This is a genomic window from Streptomyces sp. NPDC022552 (genome assembly GCF_055561875.1).
In genome coordinates this window covers 536,339-558,022 of the sequence record NZ_JBVHGJ010000004.1, presented here as the reverse complement: position 1 = coordinate 558,022, position 21,684 = coordinate 536,339, and the positions used below count along the sequence as shown (strand labels likewise).

General features: G+C 69.9%; 21 protein-coding genes, 2 rRNA genes and 2 riboswitches. Of the genes, 17 read left to right on the top strand and 6 right to left on the bottom strand.

Annotated features, from left to right (window positions below; all coding sequences use genetic code 11):
* From ACZ3OF_RS15550 to ACZ3OF_RS15495, 12 genes are all read left to right on the top strand, one after another.
* Window positions 1–94, top strand: a 23S ribosomal RNA gene (locus ACZ3OF_RS15550); the annotation flags it as partial.
* A gap of 85 nt (window positions 95–179) precedes the next feature.
* A 5S ribosomal RNA gene (gene rrf, locus ACZ3OF_RS15545) occupies window positions 180–296 on the top strand.
* Between the two features lie 151 nt (window positions 297–447).
* The gene (locus ACZ3OF_RS15540) at window positions 448–1,056 is read left to right on the top strand and encodes a CDP-alcohol phosphatidyltransferase family protein (RefSeq protein ID WP_116162104.1); all 609 of its coding nucleotides are present in this window, start codon (window positions 448–450) and stop codon (window positions 1,054–1,056) included.
* A 116-nt stretch (window positions 1,057–1,172) separates the two neighbouring features.
* Window positions 1,173–3,668: a mannose-1-phosphate guanyltransferase gene (locus ACZ3OF_RS15535; protein ID WP_361677980.1), complete on the top strand. Its 2,496-nt coding sequence runs from the start codon at window positions 1,173–1,175 to the stop codon at window positions 3,666–3,668.
* A 100-nt stretch (window positions 3,669–3,768) separates the two neighbouring features.
* Window positions 3,769–4,698, top strand: a complete 930-nt coding sequence (locus ACZ3OF_RS15530) for a DUF881 domain-containing protein (RefSeq protein WP_361677983.1) — start codon at window positions 3,769–3,771, stop codon at window positions 4,696–4,698.
* On the top strand, window positions 4,695–5,027 hold the full coding sequence (locus tag ACZ3OF_RS15525; protein ID WP_015032176.1) for a small basic family protein: 333 nt from the start codon (window positions 4,695–4,697) through the stop codon (window positions 5,025–5,027). The genes ACZ3OF_RS15530 and ACZ3OF_RS15525 overlap by 4 nt, the downstream gene beginning before the upstream one ends.
* 5 nt (window positions 5,028–5,032) lie before the next feature.
* Window positions 5,033–5,923: a DUF881 domain-containing protein gene (locus ACZ3OF_RS15520; protein ID WP_467304965.1), complete on the top strand. Its 891-nt coding sequence runs from the start codon at window positions 5,033–5,035 to the stop codon at window positions 5,921–5,923.
* An 82-nt stretch (window positions 5,924–6,005) separates the two neighbouring features.
* Window positions 6,006–6,923 (top strand): FHA domain-containing protein, encoded by a 918-nt coding sequence (locus tag ACZ3OF_RS15515; RefSeq protein ID WP_361678295.1) that lies wholly within the window; start codon window positions 6,006–6,008, stop codon window positions 6,921–6,923.
* A gap of 29 nt (window positions 6,924–6,952) precedes the next feature.
* The gene (ftsR, locus tag ACZ3OF_RS15510; RefSeq protein ID WP_361677988.1) at window positions 6,953–7,696 is read left to right on the top strand and encodes a transcriptional regulator FtsR; all 744 of its coding nucleotides are present in this window, start codon (window positions 6,953–6,955) and stop codon (window positions 7,694–7,696) included.
* Between the two features lie 53 nt (window positions 7,697–7,749).
* Window positions 7,750–8,223, top strand: coding sequence for a bifunctional nuclease family protein (locus ACZ3OF_RS15505; protein WP_158985224.1), 474 nt, complete (start codon window positions 7,750–7,752; stop codon window positions 8,221–8,223).
* Window positions 8,224–8,403: 180 nt separating this feature from the next.
* Window positions 8,404–9,081, top strand: coding sequence for a MerR family transcriptional regulator (locus ACZ3OF_RS15500; protein WP_361677991.1), 678 nt, complete (start codon window positions 8,404–8,406; stop codon window positions 9,079–9,081).
* Window positions 9,082–9,235: 154 nt separating this feature from the next.
* The gene (locus ACZ3OF_RS15495; protein WP_467304963.1) at window positions 9,236–10,615 is read left to right on the top strand and encodes a DNA polymerase IV; all 1,380 of its coding nucleotides are present in this window, start codon (window positions 9,236–9,238) and stop codon (window positions 10,613–10,615) included.
* A 59-nt stretch (window positions 10,616–10,674) separates the two neighbouring features.
* Here the strand turns inward: ACZ3OF_RS15495 and ACZ3OF_RS15490 are convergent, their stop codons facing one another.
* Window positions 10,675–11,043: a PRC-barrel domain-containing protein gene (locus tag ACZ3OF_RS15490; RefSeq protein WP_361677997.1), complete on the bottom strand. Its 369-nt coding sequence runs from the start codon at window positions 11,041–11,043 to the stop codon at window positions 10,675–10,677.
* Between the two features lie 114 nt (window positions 11,044–11,157).
* Window positions 11,158–11,256, top strand: a riboswitch (glycine riboswitch).
* Window positions 11,257–11,374, top strand: a riboswitch (glycine riboswitch).
* Window positions 11,375–11,435: 61 nt separating this feature from the next.
* Here ACZ3OF_RS15490 and gcvP point away from each other — a divergent pair.
* Window positions 11,436–14,321, top strand: a complete 2,886-nt coding sequence (gene gcvP, locus ACZ3OF_RS15485; RefSeq protein WP_361678000.1) for an aminomethyl-transferring glycine dehydrogenase — start codon at window positions 11,436–11,438, stop codon at window positions 14,319–14,321.
* Between the two features lie 118 nt (window positions 14,322–14,439).
* Here gcvP and ACZ3OF_RS15480 read toward each other — a convergent pair whose 3' ends face one another.
* Both ACZ3OF_RS15480 and ACZ3OF_RS15475 read right to left on the bottom strand, forming a co-directional pair.
* Window positions 14,440–14,646, bottom strand: coding sequence for a DUF5999 family protein (locus ACZ3OF_RS15480; protein WP_053648929.1), 207 nt, complete (start codon window positions 14,644–14,646; stop codon window positions 14,440–14,442).
* A gap of 328 nt (window positions 14,647–14,974) precedes the next feature.
* On the bottom strand, window positions 14,975–15,574 hold the full coding sequence (locus ACZ3OF_RS15475; protein ID WP_361678002.1) for a hypothetical protein: 600 nt from the start codon (window positions 15,572–15,574) through the stop codon (window positions 14,975–14,977).
* Between the two features lie 479 nt (window positions 15,575–16,053).
* On the opposite strand from ACZ3OF_RS15475, the gene ACZ3OF_RS15470 reads away from it, so the two are divergent.
* Window positions 16,054–17,553: a glutamate-cysteine ligase family protein gene (locus ACZ3OF_RS15470; RefSeq protein ID WP_467304957.1), complete on the top strand. Its 1,500-nt coding sequence runs from the start codon at window positions 16,054–16,056 to the stop codon at window positions 17,551–17,553.
* A 121-nt stretch (window positions 17,554–17,674) separates the two neighbouring features.
* Window positions 17,675–18,496, top strand: a complete 822-nt coding sequence (locus ACZ3OF_RS15465) for a CPBP family intramembrane glutamic endopeptidase (RefSeq protein WP_467304955.1) — start codon at window positions 17,675–17,677, stop codon at window positions 18,494–18,496.
* A 65-nt stretch (window positions 18,497–18,561) separates the two neighbouring features.
* Here ACZ3OF_RS15465 and ACZ3OF_RS15460 read toward each other — a convergent pair whose 3' ends face one another.
* Window positions 18,562–19,371, bottom strand: a complete 810-nt coding sequence (locus ACZ3OF_RS15460) for a PhzF family phenazine biosynthesis protein (protein ID WP_467304953.1) — start codon at window positions 19,369–19,371, stop codon at window positions 18,562–18,564.
* Between the two features lie 148 nt (window positions 19,372–19,519).
* Here ACZ3OF_RS15460 and ACZ3OF_RS15455 point away from each other — a divergent pair, with 148 nt between their 5' ends.
* On the top strand, window positions 19,520–20,149 hold the full coding sequence (locus ACZ3OF_RS15455; RefSeq protein ID WP_361678014.1) for a PadR family transcriptional regulator: 630 nt from the start codon (window positions 19,520–19,522) through the stop codon (window positions 20,147–20,149).
* A 78-nt stretch (window positions 20,150–20,227) separates the two neighbouring features.
* Here the strand turns inward: ACZ3OF_RS15455 and ACZ3OF_RS15450 are convergent, their stop codons facing one another.
* The gene (locus tag ACZ3OF_RS15450) at window positions 20,228–20,656 is read right to left on the bottom strand and encodes a type II toxin-antitoxin system Rv0910 family toxin (protein ID WP_361678017.1); all 429 of its coding nucleotides are present in this window, start codon (window positions 20,654–20,656) and stop codon (window positions 20,228–20,230) included.
* A gap of 69 nt (window positions 20,657–20,725) precedes the next feature.
* Entirely contained in the window at window positions 20,726–20,935 is a 210-nt protein-coding gene (locus tag ACZ3OF_RS15445; protein ID WP_361678020.1) for a hypothetical protein, read from the bottom strand.
* Window positions 20,936–21,132: 197 nt separating this feature from the next.
* On the opposite strand from ACZ3OF_RS15445, the gene ACZ3OF_RS15440 reads away from it, so the two are divergent.
* Window positions 21,133–21,675, top strand: coding sequence for a peptidase (locus tag ACZ3OF_RS15440; RefSeq protein WP_467304949.1), 543 nt, complete (start codon window positions 21,133–21,135; stop codon window positions 21,673–21,675).
* The last annotated feature ends 9 nt before the right edge of the window (window positions 21,676–21,684 follow it).

Genomic DNA, 21,684 nt, shown 5'->3' with positions numbered 1-21,684 from the left:
AGGCTCCCAGTAGACGACTGGGTTGATAGGCCGGATGTGGAAGCCCAGTAATGGGTGGAGCTGACCGGTACTAATAGGCCGAGGGCTTGTCCTCAGTTGCTCGCGTCCACTGTGTTAGTTCTGAAGTAACGAACACGCCCCCCACTTGGTCGGGGCGCGGCGGTTCAACTTCATAGTGTTTCGGTGGTCATAGCGTTAGGGAAACGCCCGGTTACATTCCGAACCCGGAAGCTAAGCCTTTCAGCGCCGATGGTACTGCAGGGGGGACCCTGTGGGAGAGTAGGACGCCGCCGAACAATTTTTAGCCTCAACCCCCGGACCTTGTCCGGGGGTTGAGGCATTTTTGCGTTTCCAGGGCAGATCTCGGACCCCTGTGCACTCGGCCGTCGTGGCTGAGGGTAAGGTCAGGGGGCATCATTGGCACGTTCCAGCACAGGAGGCCCCCGGGTGGAGGTCCAGGAGACTCGCGTTCAGACGGACCGGGTCCTCACCATCCCCAACATCCTGAGCATGGCTCGTCTCGTGGGTGTGCCGCTCTTCCTGTGGCTGATTCTCCGACCTGTGTTCGGCGGGCCCAACAGCGATGGCTGGGCCCTGCTCGTGCTGATGCTCAGCGGTGTGAGCGACTATCTCGACGGGAAGCTCGCCCGGCGCTGGAACCAGATCAGCAACCTCGGCCGGCTGCTCGACCCCGCCGCCGACCGGCTGTACATCGTTTCCACGCTCATCGGGCTGACCTGGCGCGAGATCCTGCCGCTCTGGCTGACCGCCGCCCTTTTCGCCCGCGAGTTGATGTTGCTCGTGATGGTGGGAATCCTCCGCAGGCACGGCTATCCGCCGCCGCAGGTGAACTTCCTGGGCAAAGCTGCGACTTTCAACTTGATGTACGCCTTCCCCTTGCTGCTGCTCAGTGACGGAACGGGCTGGCTTTCGTCACTCGCCGAAGTTTTCGGGTGGGCCTTCGCCGGATGGGGTACAACTCTGTATTGGTGGGCAGGGATCCTCTACGTGGTCCAGGTCCGTCGACTCGTGAAGGCGGATACCGCGGCCGATTGAGCCCATCCGTCCTGTGCCGTGCAGCGTCGCCGGCACGATCGAGGATGCCCGAGGCCCACCGCACGGGCAGGTGAAGTCGGCTGGACCGTCGTCTCTTCAAGGAGGACGCTTCCGACATGAAGGCCGTCGTGATGGCCGGTGGCGAAGGAACACGACTTCGCCCGATGACCTCGAGCATGCCCAAGCCTCTCCTGCCGGTGGTGAACCGGCCGATCATGGAGCACGTCCTTCGACTGCTCAAGAGGCACGGACTCACCGAGACCGTCGTGACCGTGCAGTTTCTGGCCTCTCTGGTCAGGAACTACTTCGGTGACGGCGAAGAGCTCGGAATGGAGCTCACGTATGCCAACGAGGAGAAACCGCTCGGCACCGCGGGGAGTGTGAAGAACGCCGAGGAGGCACTGAAGGACGATGCCTTCCTCGTCATCTCGGGGGACGCGCTCACCGACTTCGACCTCACCGATCTGATCGCCTTCCACAAGGAGAAAGGCGCCATGGTCACCGTCTGCCTGACCCGTGTGCCGAATCCGCTGGAATTCGGCATCACGATCGTGGACGAGGAGGGAAAGGTCGAGCGCTTCCTGGAGAAGCCGACCTGGGGGCAGGTCTTCTCGGACACCGTCAACACGGGCATCTACGTGATGGAGCCCGAGGTCTTCGACTACGTCCAGGCCGACACCTCCGTCGACTGGTCGGGTGACGTCTTCCCCCAGCTCATGAAGGAGGGCAAGCCGATCTACGGCTATGTCGCCGAGGGCTACTGGGAGGACGTCGGGACCCACGAGAGCTACGTCAAGGCGCAGGCCGACGTGCTCGAAGGAAAGGTTCAGGTCGAACTCGACGGATTCGAGATCTCGCCCGGCGTATGGGTCGCGGAGGGCGCGGAGGTCCACCCCGACGCCGTGCTCCGCGGGCCGTTGTACATCGGCGACTACGCCAAGGTCGAGGCCGGCGCCGAGGTGCGCGAGCACACCGTCATCGGGTCGAACGTGGTCGTCAAGAGTGGCGCCTTCCTTCACAAGGCCGTCGTCCACGACAACGTCTACATCGGCCAGCAGAGCAATCTGCGCGGCTGTGTCATCGGGAAGAACACCGATGTCATGCGGGCGGCCCGGATCGAGGACGGGGCGGTCATCGGCGACGAGTGTCTCGTCGGAGAAGAATCGATCGTTCAGGGGAACGTACGGGTCTACCCCTTCAAGACGATCGAGGCCGGCGCCTTCGTCAACACCTCCGTCATCTGGGAGTCGCGCGGGCAGGCCCATCTCTTCGGGGCGCGGGGCGTCTCCGGGATCCTCAACGTGGAGATCACACCCGAGCTGGCCGTGAGGCTCGCGGGTGCGTACGCCACGACGCTGAAGAAGGGCTCCACGGTCACCACCGCGCGTGACCACTCCCGGGGCGCCCGTGCCCTGAAGCGGGCCGTGATCTCGGCGCTGCAGGCGAGTGCCATCGACGTACGCGATCTGGAGAACGTACCGCTGCCCGTCGCACGGCAGCAGACCGCCCGGGGAAGCGCGGGCGGGATCATGCTGCGGACCTCGCCCGGAGTTCCCGACTCCGTGGACATCATGTTCTTCGACGAGCGCGGTGCGGATCTCTCACAGGCCGGGCAGCGCAAGCTGGACCGGGTCTTCGCACGTCAGGAGTACCGGCGAGCGTTCCCGGGCGAGATCGGGGACCTCACCTTCCCGGCGAGCGTCTTCGACTCGTACACCGGCTCGCTGCTGCGGAACGTCGACACCTCGGGGATCGCCGAGGCCGGCCTCAAGGTCGTCGTGGACGCCTCCAACGGTAGCGCGGGGCTCGTTCTGCCCAGCCTCCTCGGTCGTCTCCAGGTGGATTCGCTGACGATTAACCCGGGCCTCGACGAGTCGCGGCCCACGGAGTCGGCGGAGACCCGGCGGGCCGGGCTCGTGCGGCTCGGGGAGATCGTCGCCTCGGCGCGTGCCGCGTTCGGGGTGCGGTTCGACCCGGTGGGCGAGCGGCTGTCGCTCGTCGACGAGCGCGGCCGGATCATCGAGGACGACCGTTCGCTCCTGGTCATGCTCGACCTGGTGGCCGCCGAGCGGCGATCGGGGCGGGTGGCGCTGCCCGTGACGACCACGCGGATCGCCGAACAGGTCGCTGCCTACCACGGCACGCAGGTGGAGTGGACGACGACGTCGCCGGACGATCTGACCAGGGTCGGACGGGAGGAGTCGACGATCTTCGGCGGTGACGGCCGGGGCGGGTTCATCATTCCCGAGTTCAGCAGCGTCTTCGACGGTGCCGCCGCCTTCGTGCGGCTCATCGGTCTGGTGGCGCGGACCCAGCTCACGCTGAGCCAGATCGACGCACGTATCCCGCGGGCGCACGTCCTGAAGCGGGATGTCGCGACGCCATGGGCCGTGAAGGGGCTCGTCATGCGCCGTGTGGTGGAGGCGGCCGGCGAGCGGTCGGTGGACACCACCGACGGCGTACGGGTCGTCGAGGCCGACGGGCGCTGGGTCATGGTGCTGCCCGACCCGGCCGAGGCCGTCACCCATCTGTGGGCCGAGGGCCCCGACGACGCCTCCGCGCAGGCGCTCCTCGACGAGTGGTCGAGCGTGGTCGACAGCGCAGGTCACTGAACGGAAGGGACGTGTGAGCCGGGTGGTGTCCGTCGGACGCCGCCCGGTCTCCGGTGGGGCCATTCGGCGGTAGCGGCGGCGACGTGCGACGATGTGCGGCATGTCGCAGCAGCACCCCGTTCGGAGCACCGGAACCCCACCCCCGCGTCCGGACGCGTCCATGTCGCTGCTGAACAACGTGATGGACCACGCGCTCGACGACGGCTACGCCGAGGCCTCGGCCCGGCGCGAGGCGGAGGGCGGGGGTCTGCCCCGTACGCTCCGGGCCAAGCTCGGGCTCGCTGCCGGCCTCGTCCTCGCCGCCGCGGTGGTCACGGTGGGAGCGGCGGAGGCGCGGATCTCCGCGCCGGTCGTCGCCAAGGAGCGGCAGGAGCTGATCGGCCGGATCGACGCGGAGACGTCGGCGGCCGACAGGCTGGAGCAGGACGTCGAGAAGATCCGCGCCGAGGTGGGGGAGCGGCAGCGCAAGGCGCTGGAACAGCACGGTGGTGACCAGGCCGAGCTGGTGGCTCTGCTCTCCGGTGCGACGCCGGTGCACGGTCCCGGTGTGAAGCTCGTCGTCGACGACGCCAAGGGCACCGAGGAGGGCGGCGGGGGTCCGCGCGAGAGCAGCGGCTTCTCCGACACCGGCCGGGTCCGTGACCGCGACATGCAGCGGGTCGTCAACGGACTGTGGGAGTCGGGTGCCGAGGCCGTCGCGATCAACGGGCAGCGGCTGACGTCACTGTCGGCGATCCGGGCCGCCGGTGACGCCATACTGGTCGACAACAAGCCGCTGGTGCCGCCGTACACGGTGCTCGCGGTGGGGGACGGGCAGCGGTTGAGCACCGCGTTCCAGGACAGCGCCGACGGACAGTACCTGCACGCGCTGCAGGAGAACTTCGGGATCCGCACCAGCATCTCGGCCGAGACCGAGGTGCGTCTGCCGGCCGCGCCGAGCCTGATCGTACGTACAGCAGAGCCGAGGGGAGCCGGGGCCACCAAGCCCAGCGGGCAGGCCACGGCCGACACAGGGAAGGGCACATCTTGATCGCCGTACTGGGCCTGATCGTGGGAGTCGTGGTCGGACTGTTGGTCCGTCCCGAGGTTCCGGCGGTGGTCGAGCCCTATCTTCCGATCGCCGTGGTCGCCGCCCTCGACGCGGTCTTCGGCGGCCTGCGGGCCATGCTCGACGGAATCTTCGTCGACAAGGTCTTCGTGGTCTCCTTCCTGTCGAACGTCGTCGTGGCCGCGCTGATCGTCTTCCTCGGCGACAAGCTGGGCGTCGGCGCGCAGCTGTCCACGGGTGTCGTGGTCGTCCTCGGCATCCGGATCTTCTCCAACGCGGCCGCCATCCGGCGGCACGTCTTCCGGGCGTGACACCGATGAGCGACGCAACGAACCCGGAGACCCCCGAGAACCCGGACGGCGAGCAGCCGAAGCCCGCAGGGCCCGCAGAGTCCTCCGCTCCCGCCGCCCCCGCGGCCCCCGCCGGCCCGGACGCTCCTTCCGGCTCGGACGCTCCCGCCGGCCCCGACGCTCCCGAGGCGCGGCAGCAGACCGGCCGCCAGCGGCTGGCCGCCGGGCTCTGGCCACCGAGGGCGAGTCGGGCCCAACTGATCGTGGCCGTGCTGCTGTTCGTCCTCGGCCTGGGTCTCGCGATCCAGGTCCGCTCCACCAGCGACAACAGCGCGCTGCGCGGGGCGCGCCAGGAGGACCTGGTCCGTATCCTCGACGAGCTCGACGACCGCACACAGCGGCTGGAGGACGAGAAGGCGCGCCTGGAGACCCAGCGCTCGGAGCTTGAGTCCAGCTCCGACCAGGCCGAGGAGGCGCGCAAGCAGACCCAGGAGAAGGAGCAGCAGCTGGGGATCCTGGCCGGAACCGTCGCCGCGGAGGGGCCGGGTATCACGCTGACCATTCGCGGGGCCGCCGCGGCCGTCGAGTCGGACATGCTGCTCGACGCCATCCAGGAGCTGCGGGCCGCCGGTGCCGAGGCGATTCAGGTCAACGACGTACGGGTCGTCGCGGACAGCTACTTCTCGGGAAGTGGCGCCGACATAGAAATCGATGGAACGAAGGTGACCGCTCCGTACGTCTTCAAGGTCATCGGCAAGCCCGAGGATCTCGAGCCCGCGCTCAACATCCCTGGTGGCGTCGTGCAGACGTTGGAGAAGGAGCAGGCCACCGCGACCGTGGCCCGGTCCCAGAAGATCGTCGTGGATGCCTTGCGACCTGCGAAGCGGCCTGACTACGCTCAGTCGTCCTCGCAGTGAGGCGGGGGCGCATGGCGGTCGCGCGACAAGGGGAAGACGTTGCGGGGGGTCGCCGCACCACAAGCGTGGTGCGTGGTGGAAACTGTCGGGTGGATACGGACGTTGTGAGGGTGTCCGGGTCGGCAGGTGTGTTCATTCAGGGTTCGTCCTGCCCCACGGGCGGGTCTGTTTCGGTCAAGGGGAATCGCCCGTGAGTTTTTTTGCGAAGTTGTTCGGCAAGAGCGCACGCGAGGACGGCGGCAACGCCAAGCACCGCGCGCCGCGCCACGCCCAGAGCGAGGAGCAGGGTGGCGAACGCCCGCTCTTCCGTGACGAGGTCGACGACCATGGCGCGTCGTCTGTTGACCGTGCCGGTGCCGGGCGCATAGGTTTCGGAGAACCATCAACCTCAGGTACGGGTGGAGGGTTCACCCCCGACCCGTATGCGACACAGACCTCCGCGGGTCAGCCGCGGCAGGAGGACGCGTCCATGCCGGTGTGTACGAGGTGCGGTCACCGCAACGCCGCGGACAGCCGTTTCTGCTCCCACTGCGGCACGCCGCTGCGGGGCGGGGCGCCTGTGGAGCGCGCGTCCGAGACGACGTCGACGATCTCGATCTCCGGCCTCGAGGCGTACGACGCCGAGGTCACCGGCCAGACGGCGATGCCGTCGCTCTCGCCCGAGGCCCTGGCGGCCGTCGAGGCGCTGCCGGCCGGATCGGCGCTCCTCGTCGTGCGACGCGGCCCGAACTCGGGCAGCCGCTTCCTGCTGGACGGCGAGCTGACCACGGCCGGCCGTCACCCGCAGAGCGACATCTTCCTCGACGACTTCACCGTGTCGCGGCGCCATGTGGAGTTCCGGCGGGCGCAGGACGGCAGCTTCACCGTCGCCGACGTCGGCAGCCTCAACGGCACGTACGTCAACCGTGAGCCGATCGACTCGGCCGTTCTGTCCAACGGCGACGAGGTGCAGATCGGCAAGTACCGGCTGGTCTTCTACTCGAGCCAGCGAGGCATGTGACGCCTCCGGGAAGCCTTCAGGGAAGGTCCATGCTGCGAACACCGACGGGCGGTGCCGGTCACGGCACCGCCACAGCGGGCGACCGGCTGGTGAGCATCGGGACGGTGCTGAACCAGCTGCGTGACGAGTTTCCCGAAGTGACCATCTCGAAGATCCGGTTCCTGGAGGCCGAGGGGCTCGTCGAGCCCCGGCGGACGGCCTCCGGGTACCGGAAGTTCAGCCCGCAGGACGTGGAGCGGCTCGCCCAGATCCTGCGGATGCAGCGCGATCACTATCTTCCGCTGAAGGTCATCCGGGAGCATCTCGACGCCCTCGCCCGTGGCGAGCAGATCAGGCTTCCCGCTCCCAGCCCCCAGCGGGACCTGCTCGACGGGGCGTGGGACGCGGAGAACGGGCGTCCGACCGCCGCACGCGTGGGGCGGGCCGAGCTGCTGGCCGCCGCCGAGGTGACCGAGGAGGAGCTCGCGGAGTGGGAGTCGTACGGACTCATCGCCGCGGGACCCGAGGGCGGCTACGACGCCGAGGCCGTCACCGTGGCCAGACTTGTCGCGGATCTGGGGAGATTCGGACTGGAACCGCGCCACCTCCGGGCGGTCAAAGCAGCCGCCGATCGTGAGGCCGGGCTGGTCGAACAGGTCGTCGCTCCGCTGCGCCGGCACCGTAATCCGCAGACCAGGGCCCATGCGGAGGCCACCGCCAAGGAACTCGCCGGCCTCTCCGTACGGCTGCACGCGGCACTGGTCCAGACCGCACTCGGGCTTCGATTGCAGTGATCTTGTTGGGGCCCGACTACCCAAACCGGTCGGGCACGTCCTAGGGTTGCTGTGTGAACGAGCTCGACGTTGTGGGTGTCCGGGTGGAAATGCCCTCCAACCAACCGATCGTGCTCCTGCGTGAAGTGGGAGGCGATCGGTACCTCCCCATCTGGATCGGACCGGGTGAGGCGACCGCGATCGCCTTCGCCCAGCAGGGCATGGCCCCTGCCAGGCCGCTGACGCACGACCTCTTCAAGGACGTCCTTGAAGCGGTGGGCCAAGAGCTCACCGAGGTCCGCATCACCGATCTCCGTGAAGGTGTCTTCTACGCGGAGCTGGTCTTCGCCAGCGGCGTCGAGGTGAGCGCCAGGCCGTCCGACGCGATAGCGCTGGCCCTGCGCACCGGGACGCCGATCTTCGGCAGTGACGGCGTGCTGGACGACGCCGGTATCGCGATTCCGGACGAGCAGGAGGACGAGGTGGAGAAGTTCCGCGAGTTCCTCGACCAGATCTCCCCCGAGGACTTCGGGTCCAGCAGCCAGTGAGATCCGGCCGCTGTTCACGGGGCGCCGTCAGCGCATTCGGATAGCCTTTCCCCGGAGAGGGGCACGAGAAACCACTCTCAGGGTGATTATCACTCGGCGTGCCGAGTGTGGCGATCGTTGACGCACCCCGAGCGACTGCCTACCTTCGTGTGGGCAGGTCAAGGACGGAGGGTCGGCGTGATGAGCAGCGGCGACGGTACGGCAGGGGGCTCCCTCGGGCGCGCGCCCGGGGAGCGCGGTCCGTATCCGCTTCACGGCAGTGTGGGCGACTTCGGAGCGGACACGAACGCGGGCGTGGGGGCGGCGCCGAACGCCACTTCCGGCGCGACGGCGGACGGGACGGACAGGGCGGAATCCGGTACGGACACCGTGGGATACCGCGGTCCGACGGCATGTGCGGCGGCGGGGATCACCTACCGCCAGTTGGACTACTGGGCCCGCACCGGGCTCGTCGAGCCGAGCGTGCGGCCGGCGTACGGATCCGGGACACAGAGGCTGTACAGCTTCCGTGACGTCGTCGTTCTCAAGATCGTCAAGCGGTTCCTGGACACGGGGGTCGCGCTGCAGAACATTCGGGCCGCCGTCCAGCATCTGCGGGCCCGTGGTTTCCGCGACCTGGAGCGGATGACGCTGATGAGCGACGGGGCGACGGTCTACGAGTGCTCCTCGCCCGACGAGGTCGTGGATCTGCTCCAGGGCGGCCAGGGCGTCTTCGGGATCGCGGTCGGCGTGGTCTGGCGCGATGTGGAGGCGGCGCTCTCCCAGCTGCACGGGGAGCGGATCGACACAGGCGAGACGCTGGTCGGGCACAACCCGGGCGACGAGCTCGCGCGGCGGAGGCGGGACCGGGCGGTCTGAGGGTCGGGTGGGCCGGGGGCGACAGGTCCGAGGCCGATCGGTCCGGGTGTTCCTCCGGCTCCGGGCGGCGATCGCTTCCGGGCGTGCTTCCGTCTCCGGCGCGGCCGTACGTGCGCGCGGTCGATTGTCAGTGGCGTAGGGCAGCATCGGAGATGTGAGAGCCGCGCCGACGATTCTGCATCTCGACATGGATGCCTTCTTCGCCGCCGCCGAGCAGGCGGCGAAACCCAGTCTGCGTGGAAAGCCGGTGGTCGTCGGCGGCCTCGGCCCGCGCGGGGTCGTCGCCACCGCCTCGTACGAGGCACGGCGCTTCGGTGTCCACTCCGCGATGCCGATGGCGCAGGCGCGGCGGCTGGCGCCCAACGCGGCCTATCTCGTGCCGCGCTTCGGCTTCTACCGGTCGATCAGCGAGCAGGTCATGGAGCTGCTCGGGCGGCTGTCGCCGCTCGTCGAGCCGCTGAGCCTGGACGAGGCCTTCGTGGACCTGGAGGCCGGGGGTGTGGCCGAGGACCGCGCCGGCGCCCTGGAGGCCGGTGAGCGGCTGCGCAGGGACATTCTCGCCACCACGGGGCTGACGGGGTCGGTGGGGCTCGCGGGGTCCAAGATGCTCGCCAAGATCGCCTCCGAGGAGGCCAAGCCGGACGGCCTGGTGCTCATAGAGCCGGGGACCGAGCGGGAGCTGCTGGGGCCGAAGTCGGTACGGATCCTGCCGGGGGTCGGGCCGGCCACGGGGGAGCATCTGCGGCGGGCCGGGATGACGACGGTGTCGGACCTCGTGGAAGCGGGCGAGGACGAGCTTGTACGGCTGCTGGGGCGGGCGCACGGGGCGTCCCTGTACCGAATGGCCCAGGGGTACGACGATCGGCCCGTGGTGGCCGAGAGGGACGCGAAGTCGGTGTCGGTCGAGGACACCTTCGACGTGGACCTGCACGACCGGGTGCGGATCCGGATCGAGGTGGAGCGGCTTGCCGAGCGGTGCGTGGGGCGGCTGCGGGCGTCGGGGCACTCGGGCCGCACGATCGTGCTGAAGGTGCGGCGCTTCGACTTCTCGACGCTGACGCGCTCGGAGACGCTGCGCGGGCCCACGGACGATCCGCTGGTGGTGCGGGAGGCGGCCGGGCGGCTCCTCGAGGGCGTGGACACCACGGGTGGGGTGCGGCTGCTCGGTGTGGGGGTGAGCGGGCTCGCGGACTACACGCAGGAGGATCTGTTCGCCCAGGCGGCGGAGGATGCGGGGAGTTCGGGCGGCCCGGGCGGCGCGGCGGAGGAGGTGCCCGCGGCCGAGGCCGTACCCGAGCCGGAGGAGCCGCAGGCCGCCGAGCGGAGATGGGCGCCCGGGAACGACGTACGGCATGCCGTGTACGGGGCCGGGTGGGTGCAGGGGAGCGGGGTCGGGCGGGTCACCGTGCGCTTCGAGGAGCCGCAGTCACCGCCGGGGCGCGTGCGGACGTTCCTCGTCGACGATCCGGAGCTGGAGCCGGGGGAGCCGCTGCCGCTGGTGAGGCGTGCGGGAGGTGAGGCGGCGGTCGCCTAGCGGGGTGAAGCCCGACGAAGCCCGGCCCTCAGCCGGGCTTGCCGTACCCGCCTCGGGCGTCAGCTGTCCTCCTGGCCCGCCAGGCGGCCGAAGTCGTGGTCCATCGGGGGTGGGGGTGGGAGCGCCAGGCTGTAGTGGCGGTAGAGCTGGAGCTCCTGCTCGGGGGAGAGGTGCCGGCCCACGCCGAAGTCCGGTGCGTCCTTGATCAGGGCGCGTTCGTACGGGACGTGGAGGCCGTCCTCGACGAGTTCGCTCGGCTCCAGAGGGACGAACGCGTCCCGGCTGAAGAGGCCCGTGCGGACCGCCGCCCATTCGGGGACCCCCGTCGCGTCGTCCAGGTACACCTCGTCCACGGTGCCGATCTTGTGCCCGTTGCGGTCGTACGCCTTGCGGCCGATCAGGCTGCGCGGATCGATGTCGGTCTGCACGGTCCCTCCAACTGGTCGCAACTGCTCTACAAAGACTACGAAAGTGCACATCTGGGATGTCGGCCACTTGAGCGATGAGTCCGGGAACCGCGCTGGTAGGCTGGCTGTGGCTGTCGACACCGTGCGGGAGAGTCCTCCGGAGAAACCTTTCGGAGGCGCCGAAGGAGCAAATCCTCCCCGGAATCTCTCAGGCACCTGTACCGCACGGGCGAGGTCACTCTGGAAAGCAGAGCGGAGGTCCGACGGCATTCGCTCTCACCGACGGTGAAAACCGGCGCGCCACTTCGGCATGCCGGTGAAGCTCTCAGGTTGAGATGACAGAGGGGGAGGCCGTCCGGGCACCCGCGCCGTGGTGCCCCTCGCAGGTCGTGACGACCAGGAGGCCTCCGTACATGACCGCCCACCGCATTCCGCTCTCCGAACTCGAACAGGGCATCCCGTTCGAGCAGCGGCACATCGGGCCCGACGCCGAAGCACGGGCCAAGATGCTCGCGCAGGTCGGCTACGGCTCCCTCGACGAGCTCACGGCCGCCGCCGTGCCGGACGTGATCAAGAACGCCGAGGCGCTCGGCCTGCCCGCGGCCCGCACCGAGGCCGAGGTCCTCGCGGAGCTGCGTGAGCTCGCCGACCGCAACCAGGTCCTCGCCCCGATGATCGGCCTCGGGTACTACGGGACGTTCACGCCTCCCGTGATTCTCCGCAACGTCATGGAGAACCCCGCCTGGTACACGGCGTACACGCCCTACCAGCCGGAGATCTCGCAGGGCCGCCTCGAGGCGCTGCTCAACTTCCAGACGATGGTCGCCGACCTCACCGGTCTGCCCACCTCCGGCGCCTCCCTCCTCGACGAGGGCACCGCGGCCGCCGAGGCCATGGCCCTCTCCCGCCGTGTCGGCAAGGTCAAGAACGGCGTCTTCCTCATCGACGCCGACGCGCTGCCGCAGACCATCGCGGTCATCGAGACCCGCGCCGAGCCGACCGGTGTCGAGGTCGTCGTCGCGGACCTGTCCGAGGGCATCCCCGCCGAGGTCGCCGAGCGTGGTGTCTTCGGCGTGCTCATCCAGTACCCCGGCGCCTCCGGTGCCGTCCGTGACATCAAGCCGCTCATCGACGCGGCCCACGAGCTCGGCGCCGTCGTCACCGTCGCCGCCGACCTGCTCGCGCTGACGCTGCTCACCTCGCCCGGCTCGCTCGGCGCCGACATCGCCGTCGGAACGACGCAGCGGTTCGGTGTGCCCATGGGGTTCGGCGGTCCGCACGCCGGCTACATGGCCGTCCAGGACAAGCACGCCCGCTCGCTGCCCGGCCGCCTCGTCGGCGTCTCCGTCGACGCCGACGGCAACCGGGCGTACCGACTGGCCCTGCAGACCCGCGAGCAGCACATCCGCCGCGAGAAGGCCACCAGCAACATCTGTACCGCGCAGGTGCTGCTCGCCGTCATGGCCGGCATGTACGCCGTCTACCACGGCCCCGACGGCCTCGAGGGCATCGCCCGGCGCACCCACCGGTACGCCACGATCCTCGCCGCGGGCCTGAAGGCCGGTGGCGTCGAGGTCGTCCACGGAACCTTCTTCGACACCGTCACCGTGCGCGTGCCGGGCAAGGCCGCCGAGGCCGTCGCCGCCGCCCGTGAGGCCGGCGTCAACCTGTACCTCGTCGACGCCGACCACGTGTCGGCCTCCTGCGACGAGACCACCGGCCGGGCCCAGCTCGACGCCGTGTGGAGCGCCTTCGGCGTCACCGCCGACATCGAGGCCCTGGACGCCGCCACCGAGGACGCGCTGCCCGCCGGCGTGCTGCGCTCCGACGCGTACCTGACCCACCCGGTCTTCCACGCGCACCGCTCCGAGACGTCGATGCTGCGCTACCTGCGCAAGCTCGCCGACCGCGACTACGCGCTCGACCGCGGCATGATCCCGCTCGGCTCCTGCACCATGAAGCTGAACGCGACCACCGAGATGGAGCCGGTGACCTGGCCGGAGTTCGGCCAGATCCACCCCTTCGCCCCGGTCGAGCAGGCGCAGGGCTACCTCACGCTCATCACCGAGCTGGAGGAGCGTCTCGCCGAGGTCACCGGCTACGACAAGGTGTCGATCCAGCCCAACGCCGGTTCGCAGGGCGAGCTGGCCGGTCTGCTGGCCGTCCGCGCCTACCACCGTGCCAACGGCGACGAGCAGCGCACCGTCTGCCTCATCCCGTCCTCCGCGCACGGCACCAACGCCGCCTCCGCGGTCATGGCCGGCATGAAGGTCGTGGTCGTCAAGACCGCCGACGACGGCGAGGTCGACGTCGCGGACCTGCGCGCCAAGATCGAGCAGTACCGCGACGAGCTGTCCGTGCTGATGATCACCTACCCCTCCACGCACGGTGTGTTCGAGGAGCACGTCGCCGACATCTGCGCCGAGGTGCACGAGGCCGGCGGTCAGGTGTACGTCGACGGCGCCAACCTCAACGCGCTGGTGGGTCTGGCCAAGCCGGGCAAGTTCGGCGGCGACGTCTCGCACCTGAACCTGCACAAGACCTTCTGCATCCCGCACGGCGGCGGCGGCCCGGGCGTCGGTCCGGTCGGTGTGCGCGCGCACCTCGCGCCGTACCTGCCGAACCACCCGCTGCAGCCGACCGCGGGTCCGGAGACGGGCGTCGGCCCGATCTCGGCCGCCCCGTGGGGCTCGGCGGGCATCCTGCCGATCTCCTGGTCGTACGTGCGTCTGATGGGTGGCGAGGGCCTCAAGCGCGCCACGCAGGTGGCCGTCCTCGCGGCGAACTACATCGCCAAGCGCCTGGAGCCGCACTACCCGGTGCTCTACACCGGTCCGGCCGGGCTCGTCGCCCACGAGTGCATCGTCGACCTGCGCCCGCTCGCCAAGGCGACCGGTGTCAGCGTCGACGACATCGCCAAGCGCCTGATCGACTACGGCTTCCATGCGCCGACCATGTCGTTCCCGGTGGCCGGCACCCTGATGATCGAGCCGACCGAGTCCGAGGACCTGACCGAACTCGACCGCTTCTGCGACACGATGATCGCGATCCGCGGCGAGATCGAGAAGGTCGCGTCGGGCGAGTGGCCCGCGGACGACAACCCGCTGCGCAACGCCCCGCACACCGCGGCGGCGCTCGGCGGCGAGTGGAAGCACGCGTACACCCGTGACGAGGCGGTCTTCCCGGCCGGTGTCTCGGCCGCGGACAAGTACTGGCCACCGGTCCGCCGTATCGACGGCGCGTTCGGCGACCGCAACCTCGTCTGCTCCTGCCCTCCGATGGACGAGTACGACAACTGAGCGTGAGCCGCGCCTGAGCGGCCCCCGCCGCGTATGAGTCAGGGCCGGTTCGGAGACTTCTCTCCGGGCCGGCCCTTGCGTGTTCCCTCGTACGTTGCGTGCCCGACGTGCCCCGGTGTCAGGCGGCGGTCGTCACCCGGCCCGCCGTCAGCGGGCGGTGCGGGGCGATGATCTGGCCGTCCGGCAGCAGTTCACCGGTGTCCTCGAAGAGCAGGACCCCGTTGCACAGCAGGCTCCAGCCCTGCTCCGGGTGGTGTGCCGTCAGACGGGCCGCCTCCCGGTCGGCGGAGTCGGCGGTGGGACAGGCAGGCTGGTGCTGGCACATGGATGGGTTCTTTCGCTGCGTCGTGGCTTCTGTCGTCCTGCGGCTCGATGCGGTGCTCATGGCCGCCCCCCGTTGTCGGTTCGGTTGGTCCAGTGTTCCCCTACGGAAGGCGATCCGCAGGGATTTCACGGCAGCTCTTCCTACTGCATGAAGACGTATCACCCGCGCGGGCGGTTCAACTCAACTGGGCGGTCACTTCGGGTGGTTCGGGGTAGCCCCTGTGGGCTAGTCCGTACGGGGCGGGGTGTTCGAGGCGGCCGTTCGGACAGTGTGACGCCCCGCGGCCCGTTCCCGGCCGCGGGGCGTGGGGTGCCTCGGCAGAGGTGGTTCAGGCCGGCGCCGGGGTGCCGAAGAGCGGTGGGGGAGCCAGTCGCAGGGTGAGGACGGGCAGCAGGTCGGCGACCCGGTGCGGCCGGTGGGCCGCGATGCCGGGCGGTGCCGGGGCGAGCGGGACCAGCAGATCGGCCGGGTCCGGCGAGGAGGACGCTCCGTCGGCGTCCGTGTCGCCGTGCAGCCAGAGCGTCAGCATGTACAGCTCCGGTACGGAGAGCAGCCGCGGTTGGTACATCGTGGGCAGCGACTCGGCCTGGAGCAGGGCGCGTTCGGTGGCCGTGACGTACGGACCCTCGAAGAAGTGCGAGAAGGACCAGCCGTCGGGGGTGAGCATGGTGTCGGCGGCGGCCACCGCCCGGTCGGTGCCCCGGATCAGGAAGCGCCAGCCGGCCAGCCGCGTACGCGGCGCCTGCCCGGACGGGACGACCTGCTCCCGTACGTCGAGGACGTGGACGGGCAGGGGCGCCTCGGGGCTCAGTGGCCCTTGGGCGGCTCGCAGGGCGGGAGTTCGCGCCTCACGGACGGCGGTGGGGGAACCGAGGGCCGCGAGGACACTGCGCAGGGCCGGCGCGGGGGCCGGGGAGGGTCGGAGCATGATGGGTCGCCTCTCACTCAGGAGACACGGTGACGCGTGGGCAGGTACGACGGCGCTGTGGGCTGCCGGGCCGAGGGGGCCATGAAGCCATGGCCGGGCGCCAACACTCTGCCTCGTTCGCGGAGTTTATACGAGACGTGTTCACGCGTTGTTTCCTCTAGCGGTCGCCGATATTGCCGACAAGGCGCCATCCGGCCTTGCTGTGGAGGCGATTCATCGTATTTGCGACGCACGCAGGTCATCTGCCTGCGAGGACTTCACCGATGCGGACGGCCGGATATCGACCCCATGCTTTCGATGAATATGGCCGCGGAATATGTCCTTTGCAGATGCCCTCGGGACGTGCCGGATGATTGCCCGACCCAGCCTATCGTTCAACGAAGCCGTCCCGCAGGCGTTATGGATCAATCGGGGTGGGCATCATCGTCCGTGACACGCGCGGCCGTCGCCGTGGCCGCCCGATCGGGAGGGACGCTTCCATGGGGGAGAAGGTCGTGGCAGACGGGTTCGACCTGTCCGATCGGCAGAGATACCGCAGGAAGCTCCAGCAGTGCCTGGCGGGGCTCGCGAGGCTCCTGGCGGAGAAGAGGTTCGACCGGCCGCGCAATCTGATGGGGCTGGAGATCGAACTCAATCTCGCGGGCGCCGACGGCATGCCGAGGATGGTGAATGGCGCGGTCCTCGAGCGCATCGCGAGCACGGATTTCCAGACGGAGCTGGGAATGTTCAACCTCGAAGTGAACATCGCTCCGCACCGGCTCGGAGGCCGTGTTTTCGACCGGCTCGCGGAGGAACTCAGAACCGGTCTCGGATATGCCGACCGCAAGGCCCGCGAAGTCGACGCCGGCGTCCTCATGATCGGAATTCTGCCCACGCTCGCACAGGACGATCTCGTCTCCGAGAACCTCTCGGCCGTCGACCGGTACACCCTCCTCAACGACCAGATCGTCGCCGCCCGCGGCGAGGACTTCACGCTCGACATACATGGCGTCGAGGGGCTCACCTGCACGGCCACGTCGATCGTGCCCGAAGCGGCCTGCACCTCCGTGCAACTGCACCTCCAGGTCACGCCCGCCCGGTTCGCCGCCGTGTGGAACGCGGCCCAGGCCGTGGCCGCGGTCCAGATCGCCGTCGGGGCCAACTCGCCGTTCCTCTTCGGCCGGGAGCTGTGGCGCGAGTCCAGGCCCCCGCTGTTCACCCAGGCCACGGACACCAGGCCGCCCGAGCTCCAGGCCCAGGGGGTGCGGCCGAGGACCTGGTTCGGGGAGCGATGGGTGGACTCCGCGTACGACCTGTTCGAGGAGAACCTGCGCTACTTCCCAGCCCTGCTGCCTATCTGCGACGAGGAGGACCCGCTCCTCGTCCTCGACCAGGGCGGGGTGCCGCGGCTGCAGGAGCTCGTCCTGCACAACGGCACGGTCTACCGCTGGAACCGGCCGGTCTACGGCTGGGTGGACGGCGTCCCGCATCTGCGCGTGGAGAACCGGGTGCTGCCGGCCGGTCCGACCGTCACCGACGTCGTCGCCAACGCGGCCTTCTACTACGGACTGGTACGGGCACTGGCGGAGGACACCCGCCCGATCTGGAAGCGGCTGCCCTTCGAGGACGCTGCCGCGAACTTCGACACCGCCTGCCGCCACGGCATCGAGTCGGAGCTGCGCTGGCCGCGACCGGGCCGCTCGGGCGCGGTGGCGACCGTCCCGGCCGTACGTCTCGTCCTCGACGAGCTCCTGCCGCTGGCCGCGTCCGGGCTCGACGCCTGGCACGTCGAACCGGCGGACCGGGACTTCTACCTCGGGGTGATCGAAGAACGCTGCCGGGGGCGGGTCAACGGCGCCTCCTGGCAGGCCGACACCTTCCACAAGGCGCTGGAATCCGGTCTCGACCGGGAGGCGGCCCTGGCGGCCACCACCCGCAGATACGCCGAGCTGATGCACGGCGGCGAGCCCGTGCACCGATGGCCCGTGGGGATCGACTAGCCACTCGGAACGGCGCGCGCCCGCCCGGCACCACCGGAAACGGCGCGCGCCCCCGCCCGTCGGCCACCGGGAATGGCGCGCGCCCCCACCCGTCACGCATGATCTCCGTACCCGGAACGCGATGGGGAAGTGGAGAACAGGTGTGGTGTCGGATCAACGAGTGGTGCCCGCTGCCCTTCCGCCCGACGGCCTGCCGCGCCGGGTCCTGAGGTCCGAGACGCTGATCGTGCTGGCGCTGTCGCTCGGCGCCAGCGCCCTGTCGTCCCTGATCAGCTTCACCGGCGCGCTGACCAAGGCGGGCGGGCTGAAGGAACAGGCGGCGACGCTCAACGGCTCGTACACGCCCGGGCGCCCCTGGCTCGATCTGGCCTGGCAGCTCTTCGGCATCGCCTCGGCGCTCGTGCCGGTCGTGCTCGTCGCCCATCTGCTGCTGCGGGAGGGCTCGGCGATGCGCGCCATCGGCTTCGACCGGACGCGCCCCTGGCCCGACCTCGGCAGGGGCGCGCTGGTCGCGGCGGGGATCGGAAGCGCCGGGCTCGCGTTCTATCTGGTCGCGCGAGGGGCCGGGTTCAATCTGACCGTGGTCCCCGAGTCGCTGCCGGATGTGTGGTGGAAGTACCCGGTGCTGATCCTGTCGGCGGTGCAGAACTCCGTACTGGAGGAGGTCATCGTCGTCGGTTATCTGCTGCGCCGGCTCGGGCAGTTGGGATGGTCGCCGACGGCGGCCCTGGTGGCGAGTTCGGTGCTGCGCGGCTCGTACCACCTCTACCAGGGCATCGGCGGCTTCGTCGGCAACGTCGTGATGGGCGTCGTCTTCGTCTACCTCTACCGCCGCTGGGGGCGCGTGGGTCCGCTGGTGGTGGCGCACGCGCTGCTCGACATCGTGGCCTTCGTCGGATACGGCCTGCTGGCCGGGAGGGTGGACTGGCTGCCCACCGTGTAGACGGAGGCGGGAAAGGGGCGTACGGCGACGGCCGCACGCCCCTTTCCCGCTGTTCGGAGAAGGTCTCAGGCGTTCAGCTCGCCGTCGATGACCGTGATCGCGTGGCCCGTCAGCAGGGTGCGGTCGCCGCGCAGCCGGGTGTGGACGATCCCCGTGCGCGCGCCGCCCTGGAATCCGGTGAGGTCGTCGCGGCCGAGGCGCGCCGACCAGAAGGGGGCGAGCGCGGTGTGCGCGCTGCCGGTGACCGGGTCCTCGTCGATGCCGACGCGGGGGAAGAAGCCGCGGGACACGAAGTCGTAGCCCCGGTCGGGCTGTTCGGCAGCGGCGGTGGCGATCACTCCGCGCTCGGAGAAGCCGGCCAGGGTCGCGAGGTCGGGCGCCAGGGAGCGGACGGCGGCCTCGTCGCCCAGCTCGACGACGAGGTCGCCGACGTGGGCGGCGGTGTCGTGGACGGAGACGATCTCCGCGCCGAGGGCCTTCTCCAGCCCGTCGGGGGCCGTGACGGGGGTCAGCGACGAGGTCGGGAAGTCCATGGTGATGGTGCCGTCCGGCCCCGCCGTGGTGGTGACGACACCGCAGCGGGCGGCGAAGCGGACGGTCCCGGTCGCTGCGCCCGTGGTGTGCAGGACGTGAGCGGTGGCGAGTGTGGCGTGGCCGCACATGTCGACCTCGGTGGCGGGCGTGAACCAGCGCAGCGCCCAGTCGGCCTCGCCGCCCGGGGGGAGCGGGTGGGCGAAGGCCGTCTCGGAGAGGTTGACCTCGGCTGCCACCTTCTGGAGCCAGTGGTCGTCGGGGAAGGAGTCGAGGAGGAGGACCCCTGCCGGGTTGCCGGAGAAGGGGCGGTCGGTGAACGCGTCGACGATTCGGATCCGCATGGCACGGACCGTATCGGGGCCGCAAAGCCGCAGGCCAAGGCCAATCCGGGACGACTGGACCGGTCGGGTGTTGGCAAACGAACTGTTCCGATATATCGTTGAGGCATCGCGACAGTTCAACGATGTACCCGATGGAAGGAGCGTTGCGATGCGTTCACATGGACACGAACACGGACATGGAGACTGCGGACCCGGCCCTCGTGGTCGGGGAGGCCCTCGCGGTGACTTCGAGGGGCGGCGTGCCGCCTTCGGGCAGTTCGGACCGGGCTTCGGCGGCGGACCGTGGGGCGGAGGCCCCTTCGGAGGCGGACGGGGCCGCGGAGGCGGCGGCCGGGGACGGGCGCGGCGCGGAGATGTGCGCGCCTCGATCCTCACGCTGCTGAAGGACCGGCCGATGCACGGCTACGAGATGATCCAGGAGATCGGCGAGCGCAGCGGCGGGGCGTGGAAGCCCAGCCCCGGCTCGGTCTACCCGACCCTCCAGCTCCTCGAGGACGAGGGTCTGATCACCAGCGAGAGCGAGGGCGGCAAGAAGCTGTTCACGCTCACCGACGCCGGCCGGACCGAGGCCGAGTCGGGGCCGGACGCCCCCTGGGAAGAGGCCGGGCGCGGTGTCGACTGGGAGGCCGTCAACGAGATCCGGCAGGCCGGCTTCGGTCTGATGGAGGCGTTCGGCCAGGTCTGGAAGACCGGCAGCGCCGAGCAGCGGCAGAAGGCCGTCGCGGTCATCAACGAAGCCCGTAAGAAGCTGTACCTGATCCTGGCCGACGAGCACTGAGTGCCCGAAAGCCCGTAGGGCCCCGCGGCGATGGCCGCGGGGCCCTGCGTGTCGCGTCGGCCGGAGGTGCGGACCCGGTCAGGCCACCAGACCGGCCAGGTTGCGGAGGGACTCGTTCAGCGCGGCTGTCGCCGAGTCCTTCAGCTTGCCCGCCATCAGGGAGACGGCCGCGCCGGTGAACTCGCCGTCGATCCGTACCGTGGTGGAATCCCCCTCCGGGGCCAGCGAGTACCGCGTCCCGACGACGACCCCCATCGGGCCCTTGCCCCGGATGGCCAGCACCCGGGTGGTCTCCAGCTCCTCCACCGTCCAGGTCACCTCGGCGGGGAAGCCCATCAGCTTCATGTTCTCCGCGAACGTGGCGCCCGTCTCCAGGGAAGCCGGTCCGCCGCTCGGGAAGTTGGTGTGGGTGGCGTTCCACTCGCCGTACGACGAGAAATCCGTGAGCTGCGCCCAGACCTTCTCGGCCGGCGCCTCGATCCGTGCCTCCGCGCTGACTTCGGCCATGCGACCCACCCCTTCACGCGTTCCGTCCGACTGTGGTGTCGCGGAACGTAGCCGGGTGGCCGCGAACATTCAATACTGATGAACCGTCAGTTCTTCGACGTCGCCGATCCACCAGATCTGCGCCGCGTCGAACCAGTCGGAGGCGCGCGGTCCGCCGCCCTCGTCGTGGCAGTGGAACGCGGCCCAGAAGAGATCGGCCGGCAGCGCATCCCGCGGTGCGTACACGCGATAGACGTACTGCCGCCCGTCCAGTGCGAGCAGGGCGACCATCCAGAACATGTCCAGGAGACGAAAGGAAGGAGCGCCGTGGTTGCGTTGGGGGCGCAATGCAAGGCGGCGCGCGCCCCCCGGGCGTGATGGGGCGCAATCTCCTCCTGAAGGAGGAGATACCGCTCGCCTGTGCCCAACCTCGGTGGGATGCGCACATGCTTCTCGCCGGGGATGCTCCGGCCGCCGGAGGCTGATGAGGTGGGAGGGTGCAAAACCCTGTCCCACGCGTGCCTCAGCAGCCCCCAGCCCGCCGCCCGGAGATCCACCTCGGCCGATTCACCGCCGAACTGGCGACGGTCGTGGCGAGCGCGCGCCGCCGAGCCCTGCGCGACGGGGACCGGCAGATCGACACCGCCCATCTGCTGCACTCCCTCATCGAGTCCGACCCCGAGGTGGGCGCCGCCTTCGAGGGCGGCCCGCCGCAGCTCGCGCGCGTGCTCGGCTATCTCGTCCAGCGTTCCATCGGCTACGGCCTGCGCTGGCGGGGCTCCGTCGAGGACTCCGGCGCCCTGAACGTCGTACGGGACACGGAAGCCGCGGCGGCCGGCTGGTCGCCCGCGGCGGCCGCCGCGATGGACGGCGCGTGGGAGCGGGCCGAACTCCGCGGGGACCAGCGGGCCCGTGGCCTCGATCTCCTCGCCGTCATCGCCTCCGATCAGGAGAGCCGGGCCGTCGAGGTGCTCCGCCGGGCGGGCGTCGATCCGCTCTCCCTGACCGACCGGATCGGGAAGCTGTCTCAACAGGTGTGACAGGGGTGA